This window comes from Pontibacter sp. JAM-7, from assembly GCF_048548695.2.
In the GTDB taxonomy this organism is placed as follows: domain Bacteria; phylum Pseudomonadota; class Gammaproteobacteria; order Pseudomonadales; family Balneatricaceae; genus Neptuniibacter.
Genome location: NZ_JBLYIF020000007.1, coordinates 45,999 through 72,818 on the forward strand (window position 1 = coordinate 45,999; position 26,820 = coordinate 72,818).

General features: G+C 51.9%; 24 protein-coding genes and 1 tRNA gene. 15 read left to right on the top strand and 10 right to left on the bottom strand.

Annotation, left to right across the window (positions count from 1 at the left end; genetic code table 11):
* Position 1: 1 nt before the first annotated feature.
* The 5 genes from ACFVYJ_RS10570 to ACFVYJ_RS10590 form a co-directional block, all read right to left on the bottom strand.
* Entirely contained in the window at positions 2 to 667 is a 666-nt protein-coding gene (locus ACFVYJ_RS10570) for a response regulator (RefSeq protein WP_419415013.1), read from the bottom strand.
* Positions 668 to 811: 144 nt separating this feature from the next.
* Positions 812 to 2,764, bottom strand: coding sequence for an acetate--CoA ligase (acs, locus tag ACFVYJ_RS10575; RefSeq protein ID WP_419415012.1), 1,953 nt, complete (start codon positions 2,762 to 2,764; stop codon positions 812 to 814).
* 184 nt (positions 2,765 to 2,948) lie between these two features.
* Positions 2,949 to 4,322, bottom strand: coding sequence for a sigma-54-dependent transcriptional regulator (locus ACFVYJ_RS10580; protein ID WP_419415011.1), 1,374 nt, complete (start codon positions 4,320 to 4,322; stop codon positions 2,949 to 2,951).
* A 13-nt stretch (positions 4,323 to 4,335) separates the two neighbouring features.
* Positions 4,336 to 5,460, bottom strand: a complete 1,125-nt coding sequence (locus tag ACFVYJ_RS10585) for a sensor histidine kinase (RefSeq protein ID WP_419415010.1) — start codon at positions 5,458 to 5,460, stop codon at positions 4,336 to 4,338.
* A gap of 2 nt (positions 5,461 to 5,462) precedes the next feature.
* Positions 5,463 to 6,869, bottom strand: coding sequence for a sigma-54 dependent transcriptional regulator (locus ACFVYJ_RS10590; protein WP_419415009.1), 1,407 nt, complete (start codon positions 6,867 to 6,869; stop codon positions 5,463 to 5,465).
* A gap of 364 nt (positions 6,870 to 7,233) precedes the next feature.
* On the opposite strand from ACFVYJ_RS10590, the gene ACFVYJ_RS10595 reads away from it, so the two are divergent.
* The 8 genes from ACFVYJ_RS10595 (at position 7,234) to ACFVYJ_RS10630 (ending at position 15,912) form a co-directional block, all read left to right on the top strand.
* Entirely contained in the window at positions 7,234 to 8,676 is a 1,443-nt protein-coding gene (locus tag ACFVYJ_RS10595; RefSeq protein WP_419415008.1) for a flagellin, read from the top strand.
* A 65-nt stretch (positions 8,677 to 8,741) separates the two neighbouring features.
* Positions 8,742 to 9,116 carry a flagellar protein FlaG gene (locus tag ACFVYJ_RS10600; protein ID WP_419415007.1) on the top strand — a complete coding sequence of 125 codons (375 nt, stop codon included), beginning with the start codon at positions 8,742 to 8,744 and terminating at the stop codon, positions 9,114 to 9,116.
* A gap of 31 nt (positions 9,117 to 9,147) precedes the next feature.
* Positions 9,148 to 10,554, top strand: a complete 1,407-nt coding sequence (fliD, locus tag ACFVYJ_RS10605) for a flagellar filament capping protein FliD (protein ID WP_419415006.1) — start codon at positions 9,148 to 9,150, stop codon at positions 10,552 to 10,554.
* Positions 10,555 to 10,568: 14 nt separating this feature from the next.
* The gene (gene fliS, locus ACFVYJ_RS10610; RefSeq protein WP_419415005.1) at positions 10,569 to 10,979 is read left to right on the top strand and encodes a flagellar export chaperone FliS; all 411 of its coding nucleotides are present in this window, start codon (positions 10,569 to 10,571) and stop codon (positions 10,977 to 10,979) included.
* On the top strand, positions 10,972 to 11,319 hold the full coding sequence (locus ACFVYJ_RS10615; RefSeq protein WP_419415004.1) for a hypothetical protein: 348 nt from the start codon (positions 10,972 to 10,974) through the stop codon (positions 11,317 to 11,319). The genes fliS and ACFVYJ_RS10615 overlap by 8 nt, the downstream gene beginning before the upstream one ends.
* 78 nt (positions 11,320 to 11,397) lie before the next feature.
* Positions 11,398 to 12,771 carry a sigma-54 interaction domain-containing protein gene (locus ACFVYJ_RS10620; protein WP_419415003.1) on the top strand — a complete coding sequence of 458 codons (1,374 nt, stop codon included), beginning with the start codon at positions 11,398 to 11,400 and terminating at the stop codon, positions 12,769 to 12,771.
* A 163-nt stretch (positions 12,772 to 12,934) separates the two neighbouring features.
* Positions 12,935 to 14,560, top strand: a complete 1,626-nt coding sequence (locus ACFVYJ_RS10625) for an acyl CoA:acetate/3-ketoacid CoA transferase (RefSeq protein ID WP_419415002.1) — start codon at positions 12,935 to 12,937, stop codon at positions 14,558 to 14,560.
* A gap of 383 nt (positions 14,561 to 14,943) precedes the next feature.
* On the top strand, positions 14,944 to 15,912 hold the full coding sequence (locus ACFVYJ_RS10630; protein WP_419415001.1) for an AEC family transporter: 969 nt from the start codon (positions 14,944 to 14,946) through the stop codon (positions 15,910 to 15,912).
* Here the strand turns inward: ACFVYJ_RS10630 and moeB are convergent.
* The 5 genes from moeB to ACFVYJ_RS10655 all read right to left on the bottom strand — a co-directional run bounded on the left by moeB (position 15,896) and on the right by ACFVYJ_RS10655 (position 20,502).
* Positions 15,896 to 16,663, bottom strand: coding sequence for a molybdopterin-synthase adenylyltransferase MoeB (moeB, locus tag ACFVYJ_RS10635; RefSeq protein ID WP_419415000.1), 768 nt, complete (start codon positions 16,661 to 16,663; stop codon positions 15,896 to 15,898). The genes ACFVYJ_RS10630 and moeB overlap by 17 nt on opposite strands.
* Entirely contained in the window at positions 16,650 to 17,504 is an 855-nt protein-coding gene (gene prmC / locus ACFVYJ_RS10640; protein WP_419414999.1) for a peptide chain release factor N(5)-glutamine methyltransferase, read from the bottom strand. The genes moeB and prmC overlap by 14 nt, the downstream gene beginning before the upstream one ends.
* Positions 17,504 to 18,592 (bottom strand): peptide chain release factor 1, encoded by a 1,089-nt coding sequence (prfA, locus tag ACFVYJ_RS10645; RefSeq protein WP_419414998.1) that lies wholly within the window; start codon positions 18,590 to 18,592, stop codon positions 17,504 to 17,506. Before prfA ends, prmC begins: the two co-directional genes overlap by 1 nt.
* Complete coding sequence (gene hemA, locus ACFVYJ_RS10650) at positions 18,589 to 19,860, bottom strand: glutamyl-tRNA reductase (RefSeq protein ID WP_419414997.1); 1,272 nt, start codon at positions 19,858 to 19,860, stop codon at positions 18,589 to 18,591. The genes prfA and hemA overlap by 4 nt, the downstream gene beginning before the upstream one ends.
* A gap of 186 nt (positions 19,861 to 20,046) precedes the next feature.
* Positions 20,047 to 20,502 (bottom strand): hypothetical protein, encoded by a 456-nt coding sequence (locus tag ACFVYJ_RS10655; protein ID WP_419414996.1) that lies wholly within the window; start codon positions 20,500 to 20,502, stop codon positions 20,047 to 20,049.
* A 180-nt stretch (positions 20,503 to 20,682) separates the two neighbouring features.
* On the opposite strand from ACFVYJ_RS10655, the gene ACFVYJ_RS10660 reads away from it, so the two are divergent.
* The 7 genes from ACFVYJ_RS10660 to ychF all read left to right on the top strand — a co-directional run bounded on the left by ACFVYJ_RS10660 (position 20,683) and on the right by ychF (position 26,651).
* Positions 20,683 to 22,446: a tetratricopeptide repeat protein gene (locus ACFVYJ_RS10660; protein ID WP_419414995.1), complete on the top strand. Its 1,764-nt coding sequence runs from the start codon at positions 20,683 to 20,685 to the stop codon at positions 22,444 to 22,446.
* Complete coding sequence (gene lolB, locus ACFVYJ_RS10665; protein WP_419414994.1) at positions 22,443 to 23,042, top strand: lipoprotein insertase outer membrane protein LolB; 600 nt, start codon at positions 22,443 to 22,445, stop codon at positions 23,040 to 23,042. Before ACFVYJ_RS10660 ends, lolB begins: the two co-directional genes overlap by 4 nt.
* Positions 23,043 to 23,127: 85 nt before the next feature.
* Positions 23,128 to 23,202: transfer RNA gene (locus ACFVYJ_RS10670), tRNA-Gln, on the top strand.
* 70 nt (positions 23,203 to 23,272) lie between these two features.
* Positions 23,273 to 24,205 carry a ribose-phosphate pyrophosphokinase gene (locus ACFVYJ_RS10675; RefSeq protein ID WP_463255289.1) on the top strand — a complete coding sequence of 311 codons (933 nt, stop codon included), beginning with the start codon at positions 23,273 to 23,275 and terminating at the stop codon, positions 24,203 to 24,205.
* A 118-nt stretch (positions 24,206 to 24,323) separates the two neighbouring features.
* Positions 24,324 to 24,923 (top strand): 50S ribosomal protein L25/general stress protein Ctc, encoded by a 600-nt coding sequence (locus ACFVYJ_RS10680; protein ID WP_419414992.1) that lies wholly within the window; start codon positions 24,324 to 24,326, stop codon positions 24,921 to 24,923.
* Positions 24,924 to 24,944: 21 nt separating this feature from the next.
* A complete protein-coding gene (gene pth, locus ACFVYJ_RS10685; RefSeq protein ID WP_419414991.1) occupies positions 24,945 to 25,535 on the top strand; it encodes an aminoacyl-tRNA hydrolase in 591 nt (196 codons plus the stop codon).
* 24 nt (positions 25,536 to 25,559) lie between these two features.
* Positions 25,560 to 26,651, top strand: coding sequence for a redox-regulated ATPase YchF (gene ychF, locus ACFVYJ_RS10690; RefSeq protein WP_419414990.1), 1,092 nt, complete (start codon positions 25,560 to 25,562; stop codon positions 26,649 to 26,651).
* The last annotated feature ends 169 nt before the right edge of the window (positions 26,652 to 26,820 follow it).

The window sequence follows — 26,820 nt, forward strand, 5'->3', positions numbered from 1 at the left end:
TTTATTGCATCTCGGTGCGAGGAGGCTCAACACCTAACCGCTGAGCAGCAATAACTGCCTGGGTCCGGCTGTGCACACCAAGCTTACGCAGGATGGCTGTCACATGAGCTTTAATGGTAGCTTCGGAGACATTCAGTTCATAAGCAATCTGCTTATTCAACAGCCCTTCCGTCAGCATGGTAAGTACCCGGAACTGCTGTGGAGTCAGAGACGCTAATGCCAACGCAAACTTGTGATCTTCCTCACTGACATCGACCGGCTGGTCAGATAGCTCTTGAGGCAGCCACTCTTCACCCTCAAGCACAGTGACAATCGCTTCGGAAATGGTTTCCAGTGGCGCTGACTTGGGAATAAAACCAGACGCACCATAATCCATCGCCCGTTGCATGACGTGGGTTTGCTCACTGCCTGACACCACAACCACCGGAATGCCGGGACTTTGACCTCGCAAGAAGATCAGTCCAGAGAAACCATTAGTGCCGGGCATATGGATATCCAACAGAATAAGATCTGCATCGGAGTGCTGGTCGACAGCCTCTTGTACGGCAGCCAAAGAATCGGCTTCAATCATTTGAACACCAGGCACAGCTTGCGAAACGGCCTGCTTGAGTGCTGCTCGAAACAGCGGATGGTCATCAGCAATGATGATTTTTTGGGCTAACTGCATGTGCTCTACTCTCCCCCTGTCAGCCAGCAGAGATCCGCTCTACGGCGGTTCATCTCCATTAATCATATACCGTAAACAAAAAAACTCCCACCGAATAGAAGGTTTTTATTCTATTCGATGGGAGTTTTTTACTGCTTAGGCGTTTTAGCCTTTGCGATTCATGCGGTTTTCGATCAGATCATCCACCACAGATGGGTCAGCCAGGGTGGATGTATCACCCAGAGCACCGAAATCATCTTCAGCGATCTTACGCAGAATACGGCGCATGATCTTACCAGAACGCGTTTTAGGCATGCCTGGCGAGAACTGGATCAGATCCGGAGAAGCAATTGGGCCGATTTCAGTACGTACATGGGTACGCAGTTCTTTCATCAGCTCATCAGACTGCTCAAAACCAGACTGCAGGGTCACATATACGTAGATACCCTGACCTTTCAGGTCATGCGGATAACCTACTACCGCCGCTTCAGCAACTGCAGGGTGAGCTACCAGCGCAGACTCAACTTCGGCAGTACCCATACGGTGACCGGATACGTTGATAACGTCATCCACACGACCAGTAATCCAGTAGTAACCGTCTTCATCACGACGAGCGCCGTCACCGGTGGTGTATACACCCTTGTAGGTGGAGAAGTAGGTCTGAATATAACGTTCGTGGTCACCCCAGATAGAACGCGCGATGGAAGGCCAGGCATCGGTGATAACCAGGTTACCTTCACCAGCACCTTCAACCGCTTTACCATCGGCATCCAGCAGTGCAGGCTGCACACCAAAGAACGGACGGGAAGCAGAACCCGGCTTGGCGTCTGTCGCACCCGCCAGAGGTACAATCATGATGCCGCCGGTTTCAGTCTGCCACCAGGTATCAACAATTGGGCATTTGCCTTTACCCATAATGCGGTTGTACCACTCCCAAGCTTCAGGGTTGATTGGCTCACCCACAGAACCCAGCAGCTTCAGGGTAGACAGATCAGAATCACCCAGTACATCTTCACCTTGCTGCATCAGCGCACGGATTGCAGTCGGTGCAGTGTAGAACTGGTTTACTTTATGTTTTTCGATAACGCGGCCAAAACGGCTGTTATCCGGATAGCTAGGCACACCTTCGAACATCAGAGTGGTAGCACCGTTAGCCAGCGGGCCATATACGATGTAGCTGTGACCGGTCACCCAGCCAACGTCAGCTGTACACCAGTAGATGTCTCCCTCATGGTAGTCAAACACATACTCATGAGTCATGGAGGCATATACCAGATAACCACCAGTAGTGTGCTTCAGGCCCTTAGGCGCACCGGTAGAACCGGAAGTGTACAGGATGAACAGTGGATCTTCGGCGTTCATCTCTTCTGCAGGACAATCAGTAGACGCTTCTGCGCACAGCTCTTCATACCACTTGTCACGCGAGTCATCCCAGGCAACATCCTGATCAACACGCTTCACAACAATCACGCTTTCGATGCACGCGGCGGCGCCAGGCTGGTTCAGCGCTTTATCGACGTTGGCTTTCAGCGGCACAACTTTACCGCCACGCAGCGAGTAGTTAGACGTCACAACGACTTTAGAGTTAGCACCTTCGATACGCGCAGCCAGAGCTTCAGGAGAGAAACCACCGAAGACAATAGAGTGAACCGCACCGATACGTGCACATGCCAGCATGGCAACAGCAGCTTCAGAGATCATTGGCAAATACAGGGTAACCACGTCACCTTTCTGTACGCCCTGCGCTTTCAGCGCGTTAGCAAAACGGCATACTCGCTCGTGTAGTTCACGGTAGGTAATTTTTTCATCTTCACTTGGGTCGTCACCTTCCCAAATGATAGCAACCTGGTCACCACGGGTTTCCAGATGACGGTCAAGACAGTTGTAAGCAACGTTGAGAGTGCCGTCCTCATACCAACGGATGTCAACGTTATGTGGATCAAATGAAGTGTTTTTTACTTTGGTGTAAGGCTTGAACCATTCCAGACGTTTACCTGCCTCACCCCAGAAAGTATCCGGATCGTTTATCGACTGCTCATACATTGCCTGATACTTGGCGTTGTCGATATGGGCCTTTGCCGCAAACTCCGGATTAACTGGATATACCTTTTCACTCATCGTGATGCCCTTAGCTTAGTTGTTGTAGTTAGCTCAATGCCCTGTCTGTCGATTTGATGTAATTATTGTAAAGCAGCAGGGGTGGAGTTAATTTTACGAACTAAGGTTATACAGAACGGCCTACAAACGCCTGAATTAGACATTGGTATATCCGCTGTTAGACCTTAGTCCCGACAAGATATAATCAGATCCCTTTAATCTTTTCCACTGATATCCCTTCTTCCCGCATTTTAGCGAGCTTGTAGCGCAATGTGCGCGGGCTGATACCGAGTTTTTCTGCAGCGTCTTTGCGACTGCCACGCGTTGCCTGCAACGCCTCAATTATCAACTGATATTCATGCTGGCGCACACCCGCACCCAAAATACCGTTATCTTCATTCGGGCTGGGAACGACGACTTCAGTGCTATCAACAAGGCCATTTGGCAGCTCCCCGGGTTGCAACATCAGATCCGCTGAGCCGACCTCAGTTCCCGGCTGCAGAATCAGAGCACGCTGCACCACATTATCAAGTTCCCGAACATTTCCGGGCCATGCATGCTGCTGCAGCGCCAACTTAACCTCTGCGGATAACACCACATGAGGACGGCGCATTTTCTGACAATGTTTGCGAAACAACCGCTCCGCCAGCGGAACAACATCGGCAGAACGCTCGCGTAGCGGCCGCCATTGCAGAGGAAACACATTCAGCCGGTAATACAGGTCTTCTCGGAAACGCCCCGCTTCGACATACTGTTCCAACTGCCGGTTTGTTGTTGCCAGCACCCTGACATCCAACGTAATAGTTTTACGGCCACCGACCCGCTCGACCTCATTTTCCTGCAATACCCGCAACAATTTAGCTTGCAGACCCAGGTCCATTTCTGAAATCTCATCCAGCAGCAACGTGCCGCCGTTGGCCTGCTCAAATTTACCCGGCACACTGGCATAAGCCCCGGTAAAGGCCCCTTTTTCGTGACCAAACAGGGTCGCTTCCAGCATATTTTCCGGAATGGCCGCACAGTTAATGGCAATAAAAGGCTGCTTGGCGCGGGCAGAGTGTTGATGAATGTATTGTGCCAATACCTCTTTACCAGTGCCCGACTCGCCGGATATCAGTACCGTTGAATCACTGGCGGCGACCCGGCGTGCCAGTTGCAACAGTTGCTGACTGCTCTGCTCTTCCGCCACCGGCTCTTCTGCCGCCTGCTCATTAATTTCGCCACCGGCAAATCGTTTAACAGTTCTGATCAACGTGTCGGAATCAAACGGCTTCATCAGGTAATCAACCGCTCCGGCACGGATCGCGTCCACCGCACGGCTAACCTGCCCAAATGCAGTGATTAGCACCACCGGCAGTCCCGGATAGTGCTGACGAATCTGGGCCAGCAACTGATGTCCGTCCATCCCCGGCATATTGACATCACTCACGACCATATTAACCGCTTCCTGTTGCAATAGAGAGAGAGCCACTTCGGCATCCGCCGCTTCCAGATACGCAAAACCCGCCAGTTCGAGGGTGTCACACAGCGCTTCACGCAGCTGGTGATCATCTTCAACTATCAGTATCCGTTGCGACATTTCTAACCTCTTATTATGGGGATGACTGGGTTGTTTGATCCAGGCAGGGTAGCAGTAAGCTGGCCGTAGTTCCGGAACCCAGCACGGAATGCAATTCAAATCGCCCATGATGGGCATGCGCAACAACCTGAGCAACAGCAAGACCTAACCCAGTACCATGCGACTTGGTGGTAAAGAACGGCTGCAGTGCCTGTTTGAGCGTATTTTCATCCATGCCCGGACCCTGATCCATAATATCCAGCCGCAACATGCTATCTTGCTGTGTCAACCTGATCTGCAGTTCACTGCCCTGGCCACAGGCTTGCAGTGCATTCTCCACCAGATTCATACAAACGCCCAGCAATGCCTCCTGATTGCACTGCACTGCCAGCTCAGGTGCTTCATTAATACAATCACAGTCAGCATCGTAATTCACCAGCGGCAAATCCAACTGATCCTCTAGCGCTTCCAACAACGCTTCAGATGTTAGCTGATCATCCAACCGCATTTCACCGCGAGCAAAAATCAGCATATCCCGAACCTGCTGTTCCAAATTCACCAGGCGAGATTTAATCTTGCCCGCAAATTTTTGCCGCTGCGCGATGGCCAGATCCGGTCGGTTGAGATGATCGATATAAAGCAGGGCGGCAGAGAGAGGGGTACGTATCTGGTGCGCCAGCGATGCCACCATGCGTCCCATCTCAGACAGACGCTGATAATGTGCCAAGCGCCCCTGCAACAAACGGGTCTCGGTCTGATCGGTCAGCAATATCAACTGTCCAGGCCCATGATCCATGGCACGTGTCTGTAGGCTTACCCTGCGTCCATCCTTTAGCGACACCTCATGACCATCATCACCCCGCGGTGCAAAGCTGCGCTGTATAATGCTCACCCAAGCCTCACCTTTTAACGGCAGGCCTAATAAATTTTCTGCTGCGGGGTTTGCTTCACTTACCTGACCACGACCATTGAGCAAAATAACGCCGGCCGGTAACAGGCTAAGCAGATGCGCCATACGATCCAACAGCCCCGCATTTTCAGAACCGACATCCTGGCGTTTCTGAGTTTCGCGGGCCAGCTGTGACCGGGTTTCCGATAACTCGTCCTGCAATGCGTTGATGTGCTGACGCAGTTGCTCCAGTTCTGAAATATCACTCATAACTATTTCCGCTGCAGGCCAAACTTACGCATTTTTTCTACCAGCGTAGTACGGCGAATCTGGAGCTGCTCCGCAGCACGCGCCACCACCCCTTCATTCTGTTCCAACGCCTGGGCTATCAATGATTGCTCAATGGCCTCAAGGTACGCCTTCAGATCCATACCCTCCGTCGGCAACAGTTGCGAGGTTGATTCTGCTGAACGCTCCGCGGCTGCTTCATAACGCTCAGGGTTCGGTTCAGCTGTATATCTGAAACGTGCCGGCAGTTCAGACACCCCCACCACTTCATCCGGATACATAATAGAAAGCCGCTCAATCAAATTCGCGAGTTCACGCACATTACCCGGCCAGTCATGTTGCTTTAACGACTCTACGGTAGCGGGATGTAACCTAACCAAACCCAACCCCTGCTCGTTAGCGCGCTCCGCCAAATTCTTTACCAGCAGCTCAATGTCATCTGTACGGTCACGTAACGGTGGCGTTTCTACCGGATAAACATTGATCCGGTAATACAGATCCTCCCGAAACTGACCTGCAGGAATCATCTGCTCTAAATCTTTGTGCGTGGCCGCAATAATCCGGACATTCACAGCGATGGTTTTATGCCCACCCACCCGCTCAAAACTGCGTTCCTGCAGCACTCGCAACAATTTCACCTGCATTGCCAGTGGCATATCGCCGATTTCATCCAGAAACAGGGTGCCGCCATCCGCCATTTCAAACCGGCCTGGTCGGCTGTGTACCGCACCGGTAAACGCCCCCTTCTCGTGGCCAAACAGCTCGCTTTCCAATAACTCTTCCGGAATAGCCCCGCAGTTCACCGGCACAAAAGGACCTGTCGCTCTGCGTGAGTTTTCATGCAGACTTCTGGCCACCAGTTCTTTGCCAGTACCGGACTCTCCAGTAATCAATACATTGACATCCCGATCCGCCACACGGGCCATCATCTTCTTCAGTTGCAGCATCGCATCGCTGCCGCCAATCAGTAACGGGAAAATGCCATTTTCAATATTATCCTGATGCAATCGCTGCAATATTTGTGACTCATGCAGCAGGTCAAGCAAGACAGCTTCAGTTAACGGAGAGGTTAATATTCTGAGGTTGTCGGTCTGCTGGATGCCTGAAACCCTGACGGCAGCATCCTGAGAAATGACAGAAGCAAGTAGACAAAACAATGAACAGGGCGCCCGTGCAGACCACAGTCTGACTTTATCCAGTGTTCCAAGCTGATCCACTACAGAGCCAATCAGCACGAGCACTGGCCAGTCAGGCTCAGCATCCGGCGCAATAAAGGATGCCGAACCAATGACATCAAGCCGGTAACCAAGGAAAGAAAACGCCGCCTGCAGGTTACTCGCCTGCTGCGGGTCATCCTCTACCAATACGATACTTATGCGTGCTTCTTTCATGAAACCATGCCAAATGCCATTTTTTTGACATATTAACAGGAAGAGTCAAGCAGGCAAGCAATACAGTGACTTTTGCGCCAATTTTTTGGCATTTAGCATCAAAGCCCCGTATTCACAAAAAGTTAACCCCAGAAACACCAAAAAAGAATTCTTAAAAATCAGAAAGTTGCCAGCATTAAAACAATCGTTTATCTGAGTCAAGCTAAGCTGACCTAATTATTTCTAAAGTATCGATTGGCCACGCCGTTAACTGTTTTACGCGAAACATTACGCGAAACAACATACAACGGGTTGCTTAGAGTAACCCACCTGTCAAAAAACCGGTCAGGGTGCAAAGATCCGACCAGGTTAAGGAGATAAGAAAATGGCTGTCATCAATACTAACATTGCCTCTCTTAACGCTCAGCGTAACCTGATGCGCTCTGAGGGCGACCTACAGACTTCACTGCAGCGTTTGTCATCTGGCCTGCGCATCAACAGCGCGAAAGATGATGCTGCTGGCTTGGCAATCACCAACCGTCAGACTTCACAGATCCGCGGTTTGAATGTTGCGGTTCGTAACGCCAACGATGGTATCTCCATCGCCCAGACGGCAGAAGGCGCACTTCAGGAATCCACCAATATCCTGCAGCGTATGCGTGAACTGGCCCTGCAGTCTGCTAACGGTTCCAACTCTTCCTCTGACCGTGCAGCGCTGCAAAAAGAAGTATCTGCACTGCAGTCTGAGTTGACTCGTATCTCTGATACCTCTGCATTCGGTGGTCTGAAACTGCTGGACGGCAGCTTTGGCTCCAAAGCACTGCAGGTGGGCTCTCAGGCAAACGAAACCATCGCCATCTCCCTGCAGAACGTATCTGCTGACGCAATTGGTGGCCAGAGCGTAACTGGCGCAGGCTCTGCTGCAGGCACCACCAGCAATGCTGCAATTGGTCTGACCGCAGGCACACTAAGCGTGACCAATTCATCCAGTGGTCAGGTAGGTGTATTTGCTGTTGCCGCCACGGATGAAGCCAGCGATGTCGCATCAGCCATCAATGCCCTGTCTTCTTCTACCGGTGTAACCGCCAACGCCAATACAGAAATTCAGATTGCTTCTGACTTTGCTGCAGCAATTACTGCCGGCACCATTACCACCAGCAGCGGCACCACTGACCTGACAGGTGTAACCAACGCTCAGGAGCTGGTTGACACTATCAACGCTGATAGCGGCAGCACAGGACTGAGTGCTTCAATCAACGCTGAAACCGGCCTGGTTCGCGTAGTATCTTCTGAAGGCCTGGACATCAATACAACTCAGGTTGTAAACGGTGCAGCAACCTTTACTGTTGACTCGGTAATCGATGGAACAGCTGCGGCCGCTACAGTAGACGCTACTGCAGGCACAACATTTACCATGGGCACAGTGGAACTGAACTCTACAGATTCCTTTACTGTTGCTGCTGTAGCAACTGCAGTTCCAGGTGAAATCTTCGGAGCAACCGCATCTACTCTGGAAACTATCGATAACGTCGATGTTTCCACAGCGACCGGCGCTCAGGATGCTATCTCTGTCATTGATGGTGCAATTGCCTTTATCGATGCCAACCGAGCAGACCTTGGTGCGCTGCAGAATCGTCTGGAAGCGACCATTTCCAACCTCAGCAACATTTCTGAAAACGTATCAGCTGCACGGTCTCGGATTCAGGATGCAGACTTCGCCGCAGAAACTGCGAACCTGACCCGTAACCAGATCCTGCAGCAGGCGGGTACTGCGATGCTGGCTCAGGCCAACACTCTGCCACAGAGCGTTCTGTCTCTGCTACAGTAATACAGCAGCTTGACGAATAGAGGGCGGGCTTTGCCCGCCCTTTTTTGTCAGCAAGGAGTAAAACGATGTCCAGTGAAATACAAGCGGTTTCCAGCCAGGCATCTCTAAAACCCGCTCAACCGCAACAGCCTGCTCAGGAATCGCGTAAAGCTCAAGCACCTGACAGAGAGCCCGTAAAAGTAGATACTGAGGCAGTCAAAGAAATTACCCAAGAGACCACAGAGACGATTCAGCAAGCTGTGGCCGCGATCAACGATTTTATGGGTAAATTTCAACGCACCCTGAACTTCTCGGTTGACGATGAAGCTGGCCAAACCGTGATTCGCGTGATAGATAAGTCCAATGATGAACTGATCCGGCAAATCCCTAGCGAGGATTTCCTGAAAATCACGCAACATATTGAACAAATGCAAAATCTGCTGTTCAGCGAGAAAGCTTAACCTCGCGCAACAGTGTTAGAGGTGACTCACTATGGCAGGTATTTCTTCAACAGGCCTTGGCTCCGGCATTGATATTAACAACCTGGTGGCCGGACTCATTCAGGCCGAAAGCCAGCCTACGACTTCACGCCTTGCCACTAAAGAGGCCAATCTTCAGGCGGAGCTATCCGCTATTGGCTTACTCAAAAGCGCATTATCAGAGTTCCAGAGCAAGCTGGGCGAGCTCAAGGATGCGGAATCCTTTAGCAATCGTACTGGTAAATCCTCTGACATTGCCACTGCATCTATCAGCGCTGATAATAACGCCGCAACAGGCAGCTATAGTCTAGAAATCAACAGCCTTGCCAGCGCGCAAAAATTGGTGACCCAACAGGATTATGTTGTCAGCGAAGGCACTTTAGAATTTGCCAATGCCAGTGGCAGCTTTACAGTCACACTCGACACCGACAACAACGCCACTATTCAAGACGTCCGTGACGCCATTAACAACGCGTCAGACAACATCGGTGTCTCCGCCACCATACTCAACGTCAATGGCAACGAACGGTTAGTTTTCACCACCGATGATACCGGCGCAGATAGCCAGTTAACCATTACCGGCACCACCACCAGTGGTGATCTGGATATTTATGATTACAACACTGGCACCGCCACGCCGGATGTGAATGGTGATGTGGCCGGCTTCTACGACCAGGTGACTGCAGCCGCAGACGCTGAATTTATGGTCGACGGCCAGCTGATGTACAGTGCTACCAATACCGTCACAGATGTTATCCCAGATGCCACTATCTCCCTGAAGGAGCCCAATCCGGGGAGCCCGATCACCCTCGAAATCAACCAATTTAATACCCAGATTAAAACCCAAATCGACACATTGGTTGAGGGTTACAACGAGCTGATTAATTTGGTCAATGAGCAGACCGCTTATAGCGCAGATAGCCAGACCGCAGCCGTTCTGTTCGGCGATTCGCTGATCAACAGCCTGGAGCGCCAGCTACGCAACGCGCTCACCGGGGCAATCGACAATCCCGACTCAGAATATACGTCCTTATCCGCCATTGGCATTACCACGCAAAGCGATGGCACGCTGAAAGTTGATAATGCCAAATTGACGGGCGCCTTGAATAACGACTACAGCGCGATCACAACGCTGTTTTCTGATGAGACCCAGGGTATTGCCGTTGCCGTTGACACACTGATAAAAAATTACCTTGTATCGGATGGCAGCTTTGACGGTAGAACCGACTCGATCAATAGCAAACTTGAAGCTATAAACGAACAACGCGAGCAACTCGGCTTCCGTATGTCTAAACTGGAAGCGCGTTTATTATCCCAATTCAATGCGATGGATGCCTTGGTATATAGCCTCAACCAAACCGGTAACTGGCTGGAGTCGACCTTGGCGACACTGCCCGGCTCCTATAGCAAGAAAGACTAACTTAAGGCCCTCTTATGAACCCCAACAAAGCACTTAATCAATACAAGTCAGTCGGCCTTAATTCCGCCCTGGCCCACGCCACACCGCACCAGCAGATTTTAATGCTGCTTAATGGCGCACTGGAACGCATTGCAACTGCCAAAGGCGCAATTGATAACAACAACATCGAACTGAAAGGAAACAGCATCGGTAAAGCCATCAGCATCATTGGCGGCTTACAGGCTTCGCTGACTGATTTAGATAATAATGAAGTTTCGCAGAACCTGGATCGACTCTACACCTATATGTACGAAACGTTGATGAAAGCGAACACCCACTCTTCCATTGATCAGCTGAATGAAGTCGCTAAGCTATTGATTGATATTAAAAACGGCTGGGAGCAGATCCCACAGGAACACCATAATACTCGCGCCCCTGATGCCTGACACGTCCACTGCACAAGCCCGCTGGCTGGAGCAGTATCGATTAATCACCACACTCCAGCAGGCGATCATCTCTACCATCCGGCAGCAGGACGAGAATCTGCTGCCGGAATTGGAAAAACTGGTTCAACAACAGGATCAGGCGATCCGCGCCCTGCCCTTTGACGCACTAACGGCGGCTGATATTGACCAACTAGGCCCGCAAATTTCGCAACTGCAACAAGACCACCAAACCTTACTTGCGCTCTTTATTCAGGCCCGGCAACAGCTGCAGCAACAATCCAGTAAACTTAAACACAGCGGTCGCAGCATAAAAGCCTATCACCAGACCCAAGACATATAAGACACATCGCAAAAACCACTTGGCACTACCCCCGGAGAGGCGTAGGTTAAAAAGACCAACAGCCAGTAACTGCCGGTTATGGACTCTTTAGCTAACTTACGCCAACACGACAAACTTTTTGATTTGCTCACCCAGCTATGTCAGGTCTCTATTGCGGTTGATGAGTCCAGTCGTATTATCTGGTTAAGTCAGGCGTATCGTGAACTGATCGGCCTTGATCCGGATACCGACTATACCGGCATCCCGGTAGAAGAGATTCTGCCTACCACCCAATTGCCACGCATCGTCCAAAGCGGCAAACCCAGCTTTGTTGACTTGATGCAGATTAACGGTCGCTGGTGCGTCGTCACCCGACTACCCATTCGCAATTCAAAGCAGCAAATCATTGGTGCGATTGGCTTTGTTTTTTACGATGATATCGACAGTTTACAGCCTTTATTTGCCAAGTTTGCCCGTTTACAGCAGAAACTGGAAAACGAAAAAATCATTCGCCCCAGCCGTTACGCCCTTGAAGATATGCTGGGCGAGTCAGACGCTATCATCCAGATACGACGCCAGGCATTACGCGCCGCGCAATTAGACACCACCCTACTGTTACTAGGTGAAACCGGCACTGGTAAAGAACTACTGGCACAGGGTATTCATCATGCCTCCCCGCGTCACCAGGGCCCCTTTGTCGGCATTAATATGGCAGCGCTACCAGAGTCATTAGTAGAAGCAGAGCTTTTTGGTACTGCTCCTGGCGCCTACACCGGTGCTGATCGCAAAAGCCGCAAAGGCAAGATACAACTTGCCCATGGTGGCACCTTATTTTTAGATGAAATTGCCGATATGCCTTTGCCGATGCAAGCAAAACTACTGCGTGTCCTGCAGGAGCGTGAAGTTGAAGCATTGGGCTCTAACCGGCTTGAATCTGTTGATGTCAGGGTCATTGCTGCCACCTCGACTGACCTGAAAAAAATGGTCGATGCCGGCACTTTCAGAGCGGACCTTTATTACCGTTTAAATGTTCTGCCCATTAAGCTGCCGCCGCTACGCCACCGCACCAGTGACATTCCGCTTCTGTGCAAACATATCCTGCAGAAGATCCAGCGCGAATCACAACTACCAGCCCCCGCCCTGTCGGAAGAAGCTATAACCTGGCTGCAACAATACCCCTGGCCTGGCAATATTCGCGAACTGCATAACCGACTCGAACGCGGCTGTGTACTGGCCGAGGGTCCGACGATCTCTGCTGCTGACCTGGGCGCTTTCGATGATCTGCCTGAAATTGGCCCCGCGCCAGATGCCAGCCTGCGTACCAGCCGTGAACAAGCCGAGTGCCGAGCACTGCACAACGCCATACGCCGCTGCCAAGGCAATAAAACCGCAGCCGCCGAAATGCTGGGCATCTCCCGTGCCACACTGTATCAACGCCTGAAAAGCTGCCGCCCAAGTCGTATAGAAAAATAGACACTGTCTATCAGGCCGTCTAGAAAGTAAGACACCTCATTTCATTAACAGCCTTACCAAAAAACCTAACTAATTGATTTTATGGTAAGAAAAGAATCCTGGCCTTCCGTTTGCAATACATGAAAATGCCAAAATAAAAAAACCATGCCTACAGGTACTCTAGATGTCAGCAAAATTTATCAGCGCGGCCGAGGCTGCAGCACTGATTCCGAATAACGTGACCTTGGCCACCGGAGGCTTTATAGGCATAGGGTTTGCCGAAACATTAGCCAACGCCATAGAACAGCGTTTTCTGGACCAAGGCACACCCAACAATCTCACGCTGCTATATGCCGCGGGACAGGGCGACGCCAAAACCCGGGGCTTAAATCACTTCGGTCACGCTGGCATGGTTAAGCGTGTAATTGGTGGCCACTGGGGCCTGGCACCCAAGCTAGGTGAACTAGCGATCAGCAATAAAATTGAAGCTTATAATCTGCCGCAGGGAGTGATCTGTCATATGTTTCGCGATATTGCCGCAGGCAAACCCGGCACCCTGACCCACGTCGGCCTGCATACTTTTGTCGACCCAAGAATCGAAGGCGGCTGCATTAACGAGACGACACAGCAGCCATTGGTACAACTGATGCAGATTGCAGGCAAAGAATATCTTTTCTACCCGGCAATGCCACTGCAGGTGGCCTTGTTACGTGGCACCACTGCCGACAGCAAAGGCAATATCTCCATGGAGCGTGAAGCCCTGCCGCTGGAAGCATTATCTATTGCGCAAGCGGTGCATAATAGCGGAGGAAAAGTCTTTGTGCAGGTAGAGCGTGTTACCGAGCAACACAGCCTACCAGCCGACCGAATCCGCATTCCCGGCATTCTGGTCGACCATGTTGTTATCGCAGAACCGGTTGACCATCCACAAACCTTCGCTGAAGACTACAATCCGGCTTACACCAGCGAAATTCGCCAAGTCATAACCAACCAACAATCGATCACGTTGGATGCCCGCAAAATAATCGGCCGCCGCGCCCTGCTAGAGCTAAAGTCCGATGCTGTTGTTAATCTGGGCATCGGCATGCCGGAGATGGTGGCAAAGGTCGCCGCCGAGGAACACCGCTTGCAGGAGTTCACTCTGACCGTTGAGCCAGGCGGGATTGGTGGTCAGCCCGCCAGCGGACTGAGTTTTGGCGCTGTCAGCAACCCTGAATCCATTATCGACCAACCGGCACAGTTCGATTTTTACGATGGCGGCGGCCTGGACCAGGCATTTTTGGGGCTGGCAGAAACCTGCCCCGAAGGCCATGTCAATGTTAGCCGTTTTGGCAGCAAACTGGCCGGTGCCGGTGGCTTTATCAACATCAGCCAAAACACCCAAGAACTGTATTTTCTCGGCACTTTCACCTCGGGCAGCCAGCTATTAAAAATCAGCAACGGCAGCCTGAAAATTGAAAAAAACGGGGGCATGAAAAAATTTAAGCTCCAGGTGCAACAGATCACCTTTAATGGCAGTTACGCCATGACTCAGGGGCAGCGCGTCACTTTTATTACAGAACGCGCGGTTTTCAAACTGACCACTGATGGTCTGATGCTCACTGAAATAGCCCCCGGCGTTGATCTTGAACGCGACATCCTGCAGCAAATGGAATTCAGGCCGCTGATTAGTGAGGCACTCACCGAGATGGATCACCGTCTATTTCTTGATCAACCCATGTACCTTACACCCCCAAAGCAAACTGCAGGCAAGCACCATAAGGTCCGCAGTGCTGTAAAGGAGATTGTTTCGCAACCCCGGCAGGGTTAGTCCTTGCAACAAGGCACCTGCCCTTCCGTCCACATGTTGGCGGTAGTCACCCCTCTAAATCAACGCGTGTGCGGCGTTGTTGTGCATGGGCTACCCAACGACATGAGAGGCCGGAGCCACATGTATGCCCGGGCAAACCGTGATGCCGGGCAGCGGCCTACTGACTGCCAGGTCCCTGCTAGCCTGACAGTTTACTGCCACTGCCTACGCCCGATGATACGCAGCATGTCCAGCTTTGGCCTCGCGGGCGGCTTTTTATGCCCGCTCACTTTCAATCATCAGACTGTTGCCTAATACGACCTTCACTCCGGCAAGGAGCTATGCTTGAATGACACACTGAGAGACACAGCTTTTCGCCACCCCACCACCTAAGAGCAGCCACCTTGAACCTGTATCTGGATTCGGTGATTTTCACCGCCAATATTGTTGCCCCCATTTTTGTCATCGTATTACTGGGGTTTATTCTGCGTCGAGTCGCCCTGATTGATGACGCATTCGTGCATACTGCCTCCAAACTGGTGTTTGTGGTGACACTGCCTGCATTGGTGTTTATGTCGATTGCACGCACCGACTTCCAGGCCGTTTTTAACCCCGAACAATTGGGTTTTGTGTTTATTGGCACCTTGGTGTTTTTTACCGGCCTATGGCTGACCTCGCGGCGATTTATTCACCGCGCCGAAGACCTGGGGGTTTTTATTCAGGGCAGTTTCCGCAGCAACTACGGCATCATCGGCCTAGCTATCAGTTACAACCTCTACTCAGATTCAGGCCTGGCGCAGGCATCTCTACTGCTAGCCTTGGTGATTCCGTTATTTAACGTGTTATCGATCTTGGCATTAACGCTGCCACACCATCAAACCGATGGCCGCCGCTTCAGGGGAGCATTGCTGGAAGTAGTGCGCAACCCGCTGATTATTGCGGTAATACTGGCACTGCCGATCTCATATCTGAGCATTGATCTGCCGGATGTCGTGCAGCGTTCCGGACGCTATTTTGCCAATATGACACTGCCTCTGGCACTGTTGACCATCGGTGCATCGCTCAATATGGAAAGCTTGAAAAGCACCTCAGGCCAGGCCTTTTGGGCCACCACCAACAAACTCTTGCTGATGCCTGTCATGCTGACGCTGGGTGCTTATCTGGCGGGATTTGAAGGTCAGGACCTGACACTACTCATGATACTGTTTGGCTGTCCAACAGCCGCCGCCAGCTTTGTCATGGCCAAAACCATGCGCGGTAACGCCGAGCTGGCAGCCAACATTATCCTGGCAACTACATTAGGGTCAGTGCTTACGCTGAGCACAGGTATTTATCTGATGCGGGTATGGGGAGTCATTAACTATTCCGGTTAACCTGCCGGGAAGAACATACCGGGCATGCCGGGTCTTTGCGCAATTTCATCTCGCGCCACTCCATGCTTGCCGCATCCAGCAAGAGTAGTCGCCCAGCCAGGCTGCGTCCCACAGACGCCAGCATTTTAAGTGCCTCCAACGCCTGTACTGAGCCGATAATGCCCACCAACGGCGATAACACCCCTGATTCTGAACAGGTCAGCGATTCTTCATCTCCTTCACCATAGAGGCACTGATAACAAGGCGAGTCAACCTGCAGCGGGTCATACACTGACACTTGCCCCTCCATACGGATCGCTGCACCGGAGACCAAGGGTTTTTGATGCGCAAAACAGGCTCGATTGAGGGCAAACCGCGTCGCGAAGTTATCACTGCAGTCCACCACCAGATCAACCGTAGCGACCAGGCGATGCAGTGCCTCTTCACCCAATTGCTCATATTGGGTTTTGATTCTGACCTGTGGATTCAATGCCGCGAGGGCCTTTCTAGCTGAGTCCACCTTGGGCTGACCCAGCCGTTTAGTGGTATGGGCGATCTGACGCTGCAGGTTACTGAGATCAACTTCGTCCCCATCCACCAACACCAGTTCACCAATGCCCGCAGCGGCAAGATACATCGCTACAGGACTGCCCAAGCCGCCCAGGCCTACCACTAATACAGTCGAGTTAAGCCAGGTCTCCTGCCCATTGATATCCACATCAGGCAACATGATCTGCCGGCTGTAACGCAACAACTGTTCATCGGTCAGCATAATGCTCCTCTTTATTCAGCCAGCGCCCGCCGGTGACCCGTTCATGATCAGCCAGATCACGCCAGGTAGTCACCACAGTAAAGCCCAGTTCCTGTAACAGATCACGCACCGCCGGCGCCTGCTCATAACCATGTTCAAACAACAACCAGCCACCAGGCTGCAGATAACTGCGTGCCTGCTCACTGATACAGCGAATATCCGCCAACCCTTTTTCGGCTGCCACCAGTGCCGTTTTTGGTTCGAAGCGCAGATCACCTGCCGCCAAATGTGGGTCCTGCTCATCGATATAGGGCGGGTTACTGATAACCAAGTCATATCCCCCCTGATGAGGCTCAAACCAGCTACCCTGCAACAGGGTGACATTATTCAAGCCTAACCGCTGGCGATTCCGCTCTGCCAATGCCACCGCACCAGTCACTATGTCCGACGCCACTAATTGCCAATACGGCTGCTCGCTGGCCAATGCCAGGGCAATTGCCCCGGTGCCAGTGCCCAAGTCTGCGACTCTGGCATCGACAGGTAAACCGAGCTGCAACGCAGTCTCCACCAGCAGTTCCGTATCAGGTCTGGGGATCAGTGTATCCGATGAAACCGCCAAATCGAAAGACCAGAAACCGCGCTGACCAATGATATGCGCCACCGGCTCGCCCGCCTTGCGCCTTGCCAGCAACTCGGTCAACTGCTGACACTCTGCATCCGAGAGCTGGTATTCAGGCCAGGTAAACAAGTAACTGCGTGGCTGCTGCAGCAGGTGACACAACAACAGCTCCAGATCAATATCCGGCGTTGGACTGACATCCGTCAGTTCTGAACTTAACAATAACGCCTGATCAAGACGCATCAGCCGTCCTCAGACAATGCACTGAGCTGTTCCAGTTGAAACTCATGACGCAACGGGTCTATGACATGCTGTAATTCTCCACCGACAATTTCCGGCAGTTTATACAGCGTCAAATTGATGCGGTGATCGGTTACCCGGCCCTGCGGGTAGTTATAGGTACGGATGCGTTCAGAACGATCACCACTACCCACCAGGCTTTTGCGGGTACTGGCCATGGTAGCCGCCTGTTTTTCCTGTTCTGCGGCCTGCAACCGGGACGCCAGTAGTGACATCGCCTTGGCGCGATTCTTATGCTGTGAACGCTCTTCCTGACACTCCACCACTACCCCTGTGGGCAGGTGGGTAAGACGAATAGCAGAATCCGTTTTGTTGACATGCTGCCCACCCGCACCGGAGGCACGGAAGGTATCCACCCGCAGATCTGCCTTGTTGATCTCTACCTCGGCGGACTCATCCAGCTCAGGCATCACCGCAACCGTACAGGCAGAGGTATGAATTCGGCCCTGAGATTCAGTTTCCGGCACCCGCTGTACCCGGTGTGCGCCGGACTCAAATTTTAAGCGGGAATACACATCAGTGCCGACAACACGGCTGATAATCTCTTTGAAACCGCCATGTTCACCTTCATTAGCACTGACCACTTCCACCCGCCAGCCCTGGGTTTCCGCATAACGGGAGTACATACGAAACAGGTCGCCAGCAAATATAGCCGCTTCATCACCGCCAGTACCAGCACGCACTTCCAGAAACACGTTACGGCCATCATTAGGGTCTTTCGGCAGTAACTGTATCTGCAGAACGTCGGTAAGCGCTTCGATTCGCTGCTTAGCAGACTGCTGCTCTTCCCGCGCCATTTCACGCAGATCAGGGTCGCTATCCTCGAGCATCGATTCCGCTTCAGCCATGTCCTCCTCAACCTGACGATATTCGGCAAAGGTTTTGACCACAGGCTCAAGTTCAGAATATTCCATGGAAAAATCACGAAACCGACTTTGATCCGAGATCACTTCAGGTTCCGACAACAGTACCGCCAGTTCGTCATAACGGTCACTGAGTTTGTCTAACTTATCGAGAATCGATTGTTTCATTCAGATGAATTCTTGGGGTCATCCAGCTGATGGAGTTCCTGCAGCAGATCCAGCAGATCCGTGCGGCCATCGGCACTGGCCTGACGTAATTGAATAGTAGGTTGGTGCAAAAACTTATTGGTCAGACCGCGCGCAAGTAGATGCAACACATCGGCGGCGGGCTTACCCTTATCCAGCTGGCGCAGGGCTTTTTCCAGCTCCTGGTCTCGCATCGCTTCAGTACGGCTGCGAAAGGTGGTCAGCAGATCCACTGCATTTAACGCCCGCAACTGGCGCATAAATTCATGCGTACCGGCCTCGATGATCTCTTCAGCTTCCAGCGCTGCACTTTCCCGGCTACGCTGATTTTCTTCTATTACCTCACGCAGATCATCAACAGTGTAGAGATAAACATCGTCCAGTTCTGCGACCTGCTCTTCTATATCCCGCGGCACGGCAATATCGACCATGAAGATCGGACGGTGTTTGCGTTTTTTCAGGGCCGCTTCCACCGCCCCTTTACCCAGAATAGGCAACTGACTCGCAGTAGATGCGATCACGATATCGGCATCGACTAAGGCCTGAGGAATATCTCCCAGTAAGATCGCCTTGCCATCAAACTCTTGAGCCAGATCCAATGCCCGCCCCAGGGTTCGGTTGGCCACTGTCATCTGTTTAACACCCGCCTGCCCCAAGTGACGCGCCACCAATTCGATGGTTTCTCCGGCGCCAATCAACAAGGCTTTACTGCGACTTAAATCGGCAAAAATATGCTGCGCCAGGCTGACTGCCGCATAGGCCACTGATACCGGATTTTCACCAATGGCCGTGTCGGTACGTACCCGTTTCGCAATAGAGAACGTCTGCTGAAACAACCGTCCTAACTCACCTCCCAGGCAACCATGCTCCTGGGATAAACCATGTGCGGATTTCAGCTGACCCAGGATCTGGGGTTCGCCCAGCACCAGAGAGTCAAGGCCACTGGCAACTCGCATCATATGCCGCACAGCCGCTTCATCACTGTGACAATAAGCACATTGGTTGAGCTCCTCACGACTAACGCCATGATACTCACTCAACCAGTCCAAAAGACGCTCAGGGTCCTGCTGTTCAGACGCACAATACAGCTCGGTCCGATTGCAGGTAGAGAGGATCACCAGCTCTTTCAATCCAGCATAATCACTGGCCGTAGCAAGTGCATCGGACAGGTGTTCCGGCGCAAAAGCGACTTTCTCGCGCACCGCAACGGTTGCCGTCTTGTGATTGATGCCCAGTGCCAGTAATGCCATTGTCAGTGAATCCAGTACAAACAAGCGCGCTATGATACAACGCTTTAGTGCAAAGATTAAAATACAGGACAGAAAACTCTGTCCAAGCTGACCCAGAGCAAAGCGCTTGAGCAACAAAGCGTAACAAGTGCTCCCAAACAATTGCCGACCGGACGTAAAGCCTGGCAATGCGATTCAGTTGCAGCATTATTCGAGCGAGATAATGATTTTCTTAACCACTTGCCGCAGAGATTGAATGGCTGCAGTGATAGTTTCATTCGCCTGCAGACTGTTATCACTATTTGCAGCACCCAGCGCACTAAAATGTGCTTGCCATACTTGCTTCAGGTTTGCCGACTCCGCGCCGATTTCCGGGGGTAAAACAATACTCAGATCAACCATATACTGCACCATTGCCCAACCAACAATCGGATTGCCTTCGCCACTGTCAGCATCATAATGAGCATGGTCCACCAGCAACTGCAGCTCTGTCGCTTCGCGCAGCACCTCAAATGCCGCATAGCGGATATTGCGGTTCTCTTCGGTACGCTCTGCCCGCCAGGAATTTTGAGTGAGCGCAACAATGGCAATCAACAGACTCATCAGCGCCACGCTATTACGCCGCACCGAACCGAAAAAAGTAAAACCCGCAGATTGTGACATAGCCTTCCCCGCCGTCGTTACTGACTCTTAACAACTAGCACAAGCAACGCTATCCTGCTGTTTCCATACAAATATTCATCCATCCCATGCGAACTGTCGTACAACTCCCAGTGTCTTACAAAGCAACAGCGATTCATCTATAGTGGATATTTCCACTGTTGCGGTAATTAATGGTTTCTAATGAAAAATGTGTTCAAATCCTGCTTGCTACTTCCACTGCTATTAAGTGGATGTAGTTCAGTTGCTGAAACACCTACGCAGCCGGACACTCACGCCGCAACAACTGCACAGTCTGCACCGAAATATCAGATCATCTACCCAAAACAAGATGCTGAAATCATCTATATCCCAGGTGAATTTAATCAGGAATCTCTGTACTCGTTGCTGGTAGCCGAACTGGCTGGTCAACGCCGTATGTTTCCCCTGGCACTGGAGCAATACCTGGAGCAGGCTGAAAAAACCCGTGACCCGCGCGTCGCTGAACGTGCCACTCGCATCGCGCAATTTCTGAATAACAGCAAAGCGCTTTTACAAGCGAGCCAACTCTGGCGTGATATCGAGCCTGACAATACAGAACCTTATCAATTTGAAGCTGCCGTACACCTGCACCAAGGAGAATTTAACCAGGCACTGCCACTGCTTAATAAAGCCCTGGATCAGGACAGCAGTGCAGTACTGGCCCTGATTAGACGCCAAAGCAGCAAGTTGCCGGAAGTACAACGTCAACAATATCTGTCACTGCTGAAACATCGCCATCAAGAGAACAGCAACGACCCCGAATTGCTGACTACACTGGCATTGCTATATGGCCAGGCAGGCTTTGCACTACAAGCCGAATCAGCCTACAACAAAGCATTAGCACTGGAACCAGATAACTTGGATATTCTGGTACAAAAAGCCGAATTGCTGCATAAAAACGGCGAGACCATCCGCTCATTGGAACTGGTTAAAGAAGCCTACGAAAAACAGCCTGACAACCGCCAGATACATCTGCTTTATGTCCAACTGCTGTTTGACAGTACCGAATATCCGGCGGCCATTAACCATGCCTTTGCCTTGCGTGACAACAATCCTGGGGATGATAAGCTGGCTTACTATCTGGCACTGTTGATGTTAGAAAACCGCCAGATGGATGCGGCAGCGTCTGCTCTCAACGACCTGCTCAAGCAATCACCCGAAGATACTTCGCCCCACTACTATCTAGGTTATATCGCACAGCAAGCGCAGCAGAACACACTGGCGATGGAGCACTTTCTGCAAGTCACTGCTGGCAGTAACCTGCTGCAGTCCCGATCTCGCGCCATCTCGTTACTGGATCAGCCACAAGACAAAGCCCAGGCCCAATCGATTCTCAACCAGGCCCGCAGTGACCATCCAGATCTGACCACCGAACTGTATATGTTGGAAGCAGAGTGGCTGGATATACATGGCTACCGGCCAGAAGGGATTGAAATACTGAATGCAGCCCTGGCATCGTTCCCCGGCAATCTGGATCTGCTATATAGCCGCGCCATGTTAATCGAGTCGGTCGATTTCCTTCAGGCCGAGCAGGACCTGCGCCAAATCCTGCAACAGGAACCCAACAACGCCATGACCCTGAATGCCTTGGGCTACACCCTGACACTGCATACCCAGCGTTATGAAGAGGCCTACCAACTCATTAGTGCTGCGCTGCGCCTAAAGCCTGATGACCCAGCCATACTCGATTCCATGGGCTGGATTCTATTCCTGCGCGGCCAGCCCGATGAAGCGGTTCCCTATCTTGAACTGGCTTATGAGCGCCACCCCGACCCTGAAGTCGCGGCACATCTGATACAAGCCTATTGGCAGACAAAAGCGAAACATAAAGCACGCATGTTGCTCAGAACTGCTCTTAACAAGTCGCCAGAAAGTCCATTCTTGCTCAAAGCCCAGGCTCTGGTGAATAACGAATCGACGCCATGAAGCTTTGGTTGGCAACCCTCCTATCCATCCTTATCCTGTCCGGCTGTAGCTCTGCACCGCCGCAGCCACCTATGGCCAGCGATAGCTGGGAGTTACACCAACAAACCCTCAGCCAACTTAAAGACTGGACACTCAAAGGTAAAATCGGCATCCGTACGCCACAGGACAGCCAATCAGCCAACCTGAAATGGGTTCAGGCCAGCGATAACTATCAAATCGATATTCGCGGCCCCTGGGGACAGGGAGGCGCTTCCCTATACGGTAATCCCGGTGCCGTCACAGTAGATGTTGCCGGCGAGGGCATATTTCGTGGCTCCTCCCCCGATGCATTACTGGAAGAGTATCTTGGCTGGCACCTGCCGGTGAGTCAGTTTTACTGGTGGATCAGAGGTCTGCCAGCACCTGGCCCCAGTAGCACATTAATTCTCGAGCAGAACCGTCTCAGCCTATTACGCCAAGCGGGTTGGCAGGTTGAATTTCTCGCCTATCACAGCGGCTCACCCACCCTGCCCCGCAAGTTGCGCCTGCAGCACGGCCAGCTTACGATTCTCATTGTAATTCATGACTGGATAAGTGGCGCAGCGCCTGACGTCTAGGCCGTTTTCTGGTTTGACTTTGCCTAATTGATCTTGGATAATCTGCGCCTCTTTGAACGGAGGCCGTCCTCCATAGGAGCAACGTTGGGGTATCGCCAAGCGGTAAGGCACTGGATTCTGATTCCAGTATGCGGAGGTTCGAATCCTCCTACCCCAGCCAATAACCCATGAACGGTTCCCAATCCAATCCCGAATTAACAAGTGTCGAAAAGGTGCTCACCGTGTCACAGATGATGGTTTTCACCGGTAATGCCAACCCTGAGCTAGCCCTTAAGGTGGTAGAACGTCTGGATGTCCCGATGGGTCAGGCCAACGTAGGTCGCTTCAGCGATGGCGAAGTGAGCGTTGAGATCCAGGAAAACGTGCGCGGTAAAGATGTATTTATCATCCAGTCGACCTGCGCACCGACTAACGACAACCTGATGGAACTGATCGTAATGGCAGATGCGCTGCGTCGTGCATCTGCTGGTCGCATCACTGCGGTCGTGCCTTACTTTGGCTACGCCCGTCAGGATCGTCGCCCACGCTCTGCCCGCGTTGCTATCAGCGCCAAGGTCGTAGCCGACATGATGTCCACTGTGGGTATCGACCGCGTTTTGACGGTTGATCTGCACGCGGATCAGATTCAGGGCTTTTTCAGCACCCCAGTGGATAACGTTTACGGTTCCCCGGTACTGCTGGACGACATTATGGACCAGGAGCACGGTGACATGATGATTGTCTCTCCTGACGTTGGCGGTGTGGTTCGCGCCCGCGCCGTGGCAAAACAACTGGACTGCGATCTGGCCATCATCGACAAGCGTCGTGAACGCGCCAACGAGTCTCAGGTAATGAATATCATTGGTGACGTTGAAGGCCGTACCTGCGTACTGGTCGACGACATGTGCGATACCGCTGGCACACTGTGCAAAGCAGCCAAAGCACTGAAAGCCAACGGCGCGGCGAAAGTCATGGCTTATGCCACCCACGCGGTACTGTCAGGCCCGGCGATCAAAAATGTCACCGAGTCCGAGCTGGACGAGCTGGTTGTTACGGATACTATTCCGCTGTCAGAAGAAGCCAAGAAAACTGGCAAAATCCGACAACTGACCCTGGCACCCTTGCTGGCTGAAGCCGTACGCCGGGTATGCAATGAAGAATCCATCAGTGCGATGTTCCGCTAAGCGGTTGATCCACTGATAACACACCCGATCCCAGGATCGGATATCTGCCCCACGGGGTAACATGATCTGCAAGACCTGGTCGCAAGGTGTTGCAGATTGTTTTTTAAAGGTAAAGAAAATGTCTAACTTTGTTGTAAATGCTGTAGCACGTGAAGACGAAGGGAAAGGTGCGAGCCGCCGCCTGCGTCGTGAAGGCCTGGTACCAGGTATCCTGTATGGTGGTGACAAGCGTAAAAAGCCTGCCGCTATCTCTGTACAGAATAACGAACTGGTTAAAATGCTGGCAGATAACACCTTCTTCTCTTCCATCCTGACGCTGAAACTGGATGACAAAGAAGAACAGGTCATCATCAAGGATCTGCAGCGCCACCCTTCCAAGCCAACGGTTCTGCACGCTGATTTCCAGCGCATCACCAAAACCAACAAAATCAAGATCACTGTACCGATCTCATTTGCTGGTTTTGAAAAATCCGCAGCGTCTAAAGCAGCATGCAAGTTTGCTGCTGAAAAGAACACTGTAGAGATCCTGTGTCTGCCAAGCGACCTGCCAGAGTCTGTTGAAGTTAACCTGTCTGCTTGCCAAAGCGACCAGGTTCTTCACCTGTCTGACATCTCCCTGCCAGCAGGCGTTGAGATTGTTGCTCTGCGTCGCGGTGAAGACCACGACCAGGGTATCGGTTACGTTTACGCTCCACGTGGCGCTCGCGCTGCTAAGTAATCCTGATCGATTACGTCCGGCATGAATGACAAAATCGAGCTAATCGTCGGCCTCGGCAATCCCGGGGCCCGCTATACCCAGACCCGTCATAATGCCGGCGCTGAGTTTGTCGAGCAGCTTGCTGCTCGGCATCTCACCTCTCTGAAGGCCGAATCCCGATATCACGGCCTGTATGCCAAGATCATGCTCGCTGGCCAGCCAGTTCACCTATTGGTCCCCACGACCTTTATGAACCTCAGTGGTCAGGCAGTCGCGGCACTTGCCGGCTTCTACAAGATCCCTGCTGAATCCATTCTGGTGGCTCATGACGAGCTGGACCTCGCGCCTGGCATCGCTCGCTTCAAACAGGGCGGCGGTCATGGTGGCCATAACGGCCTGCGAGACATTGTCAGCAAACTTGGCAACAACAAGAATTTTTATCGCCTGCGACTGGGTATCGGACATCCCGGCCACAGTAGTCAGGTGAGTAACTTTGTTCTGGGTAAAGCCCCCGCACAAGAGCGTGACGCGACACAAATTGCCAGTGATGAAGCTCAACGCTACCTTGAACTTGCCGTCAAAGGCGCCTGGGGACAAGCCATGAATCAGTTACACAGTTTTTCCGCTTCCTAATCAACCACTCAGAGGACTGACCAGATGGGTTTCAAATGCGGTATTGTCGGCCTACCAAATGTGGGTAAATCCACTCTTTTCAATGCTCTGACCAAAAACGGGATTGCAGCTGAAAACTTCCCATTCTGCACCATTGAGCCTAATGCCGGCACAGTAGCCATGCCCGATCCCCGACTGGATAAACTGGCGGATCTGGTCAGCCCAGAACGCGTTGTACCCACCGCCATGGAGTTTGTTGATATCGCTGGTCTGGTCGCTGGTGCCTCCAAGGGAGAAGGACTGGGTAATAAATTCCTCGCCAACATTCGCGAGACCGATGCCATTGCACATGTCGTCCGCTGCTTTGAAGACAGCAATGTGATCCATGTTGCCAACAAAATTGATCCGCTTGATGATATTGAAACCATCAACCTGGAACTAGCAATGGCCGACCTTGAGTCTGCCGAAAAACAGCTGCAGCGTGTACAGCGTGGCGCCAAAGGTGGCGACAAGGAAGCGGTCGCACAGAAAGCGATGCTCGAGCGCCTCATCCCGCACCTTGAAGAAGGGCAGCCCGTTCGCGCCATGGATCTCGATAAAGACGAGATGAAAATTGTTAAGAGCTTCCACCTGCTGACAGTCAAACCTACTATGTATATCGCCAATGTGGACGAGGATGGCTTTGACGACAACCCGCATCTGGATAAGGTACGCGCCCTGGCCGAGCAAGAAGGTGCAGGCGTGGTCGTCGTGTGCAATAAGCTTGAAGCTGAAATTGCTGAACTGGATGATGATGAACGCCTCGAGTTTTTGCAGGATCTGGGCATGGAAGAACCCGGTCTCGACCGTGTTATTCGCGCCGGATATGATCTGCTTAACCTACAAACCTATTTCACCGCCGGTGTGAAAGAGGTACGCGCCTGGACGGTCAAGGTTGGAGCTACTGCACCTCAGGCCGCAGGTGTCATCCATACCGATTTTGAGAAAGGTTTTATCCGCGCAGAAACCATTGCTTACGATGACTTTGTCGCCAACAAAGGCGAGCAGGGCGCAAAAGATGCAGGAAAATGGCGGCTTGAAGGCAAAGAGTACATCGTAAAAGATGGTGATGTTATCCACTTCCGCTTCAACGTTTGATGCTTTTTTAACCATCCAACACCACAAAAAAAGCCAGCCAGCGTGCTGGTTTTTTTTGTCCTGCATCCCGTGCTTTTTTCACCGGCCAAACGGTTGACATAAAACGCCCAAAAGGGAATAATTCGCGCCTCTGAAACATGGCAATATAGCTCAGTTGGTTAGAGCATCG

Excerpts from the sequence above, each read along its gene's own strand:
- pth (WP_419414991.1), top strand. The coding sequence starts at position 24,945 with ATGAATGACAAAATCGAGCTAATCGTCGGCCTCGGCAATCCCGGGGCC.
- hemA (WP_419414997.1), bottom strand. The coding sequence starts at position 19,860 with ATGGCATTACTGGCACTGGGCATCAATCACAAGACGGCAACCGTTGCG.
- ACFVYJ_RS10595 (WP_419415008.1), top strand. The coding sequence starts at position 7,234 with ATGGCTGTCATCAATACTAACATTGCCTCTCTTAACGCTCAGCGTAAC.
- ACFVYJ_RS10655 (WP_419414996.1), bottom strand. The coding sequence starts at position 20,502 with ATGTCACAATCTGCGGGTTTTACTTTTTTCGGTTCGGTGCGGCGTAAT.
- ACFVYJ_RS10570 (WP_419415013.1), bottom strand. The coding sequence starts at position 667 with ATGCAGTTAGCCCAAAAAATCATCATTGCTGATGACCATCCGCTGTTT.
- ACFVYJ_RS10675 (WP_463255289.1), top strand. The coding sequence starts at position 23,273 with ATGATGGTTTTCACCGGTAATGCCAACCCTGAGCTAGCCCTTAAGGTG.
- ACFVYJ_RS10585 (WP_419415010.1), bottom strand. The coding sequence starts at position 5,460 with ATGAGTGATATTTCAGAACTGGAGCAACTGCGTCAGCACATCAACGCA.
- fliD (WP_419415006.1), top strand. The coding sequence starts at position 9,148 with ATGGCAGGTATTTCTTCAACAGGCCTTGGCTCCGGCATTGATATTAAC.
- ACFVYJ_RS10615 (WP_419415004.1), top strand. The coding sequence starts at position 10,972 with ATGCCTGACACGTCCACTGCACAAGCCCGCTGGCTGGAGCAGTATCGA.
- moeB (WP_419415000.1), bottom strand. The coding sequence starts at position 16,663 with ATGCTGACCGATGAACAGTTGTTGCGTTACAGCCGGCAGATCATGTTG.
- prfA (WP_419414998.1), bottom strand. The coding sequence starts at position 18,592 with ATGAAACAATCGATTCTCGATAAGTTAGACAAACTCAGTGACCGTTAT.
- prmC (WP_419414999.1), bottom strand. The coding sequence starts at position 17,504 with ATGCGTCTTGATCAGGCGTTATTGTTAAGTTCAGAACTGACGGATGTC.
- ACFVYJ_RS10680 (WP_419414992.1), top strand. The coding sequence starts at position 24,324 with ATGTCTAACTTTGTTGTAAATGCTGTAGCACGTGAAGACGAAGGGAAA.
- ACFVYJ_RS10620 (WP_419415003.1), top strand. The coding sequence starts at position 11,398 with ATGGACTCTTTAGCTAACTTACGCCAACACGACAAACTTTTTGATTTG.
- lolB (WP_419414994.1), top strand. The coding sequence starts at position 22,443 with ATGAAGCTTTGGTTGGCAACCCTCCTATCCATCCTTATCCTGTCCGGC.
- ACFVYJ_RS10580 (WP_419415011.1), bottom strand. The coding sequence starts at position 4,322 with ATGTCGCAACGGATACTGATAGTTGAAGATGATCACCAGCTGCGTGAA.
- fliS (WP_419415005.1), top strand. The coding sequence starts at position 10,569 with ATGAACCCCAACAAAGCACTTAATCAATACAAGTCAGTCGGCCTTAAT.
- ACFVYJ_RS10600 (WP_419415007.1), top strand. The coding sequence starts at position 8,742 with ATGTCCAGTGAAATACAAGCGGTTTCCAGCCAGGCATCTCTAAAACCC.
- ACFVYJ_RS10590 (WP_419415009.1), bottom strand. The coding sequence starts at position 6,869 with ATGAAAGAAGCACGCATAAGTATCGTATTGGTAGAGGATGACCCGCAG.
- ychF (WP_419414990.1), top strand. The coding sequence starts at position 25,560 with ATGGGTTTCAAATGCGGTATTGTCGGCCTACCAAATGTGGGTAAATCC.
- ACFVYJ_RS10660 (WP_419414995.1), top strand. The coding sequence starts at position 20,683 with ATGAAAAATGTGTTCAAATCCTGCTTGCTACTTCCACTGCTATTAAGT.
- acs (WP_419415012.1), bottom strand. The coding sequence starts at position 2,764 with ATGAGTGAAAAGGTATATCCAGTTAATCCGGAGTTTGCGGCAAAGGCC.
- ACFVYJ_RS10625 (WP_419415002.1), top strand. The coding sequence starts at position 12,935 with ATGTCAGCAAAATTTATCAGCGCGGCCGAGGCTGCAGCACTGATTCCG.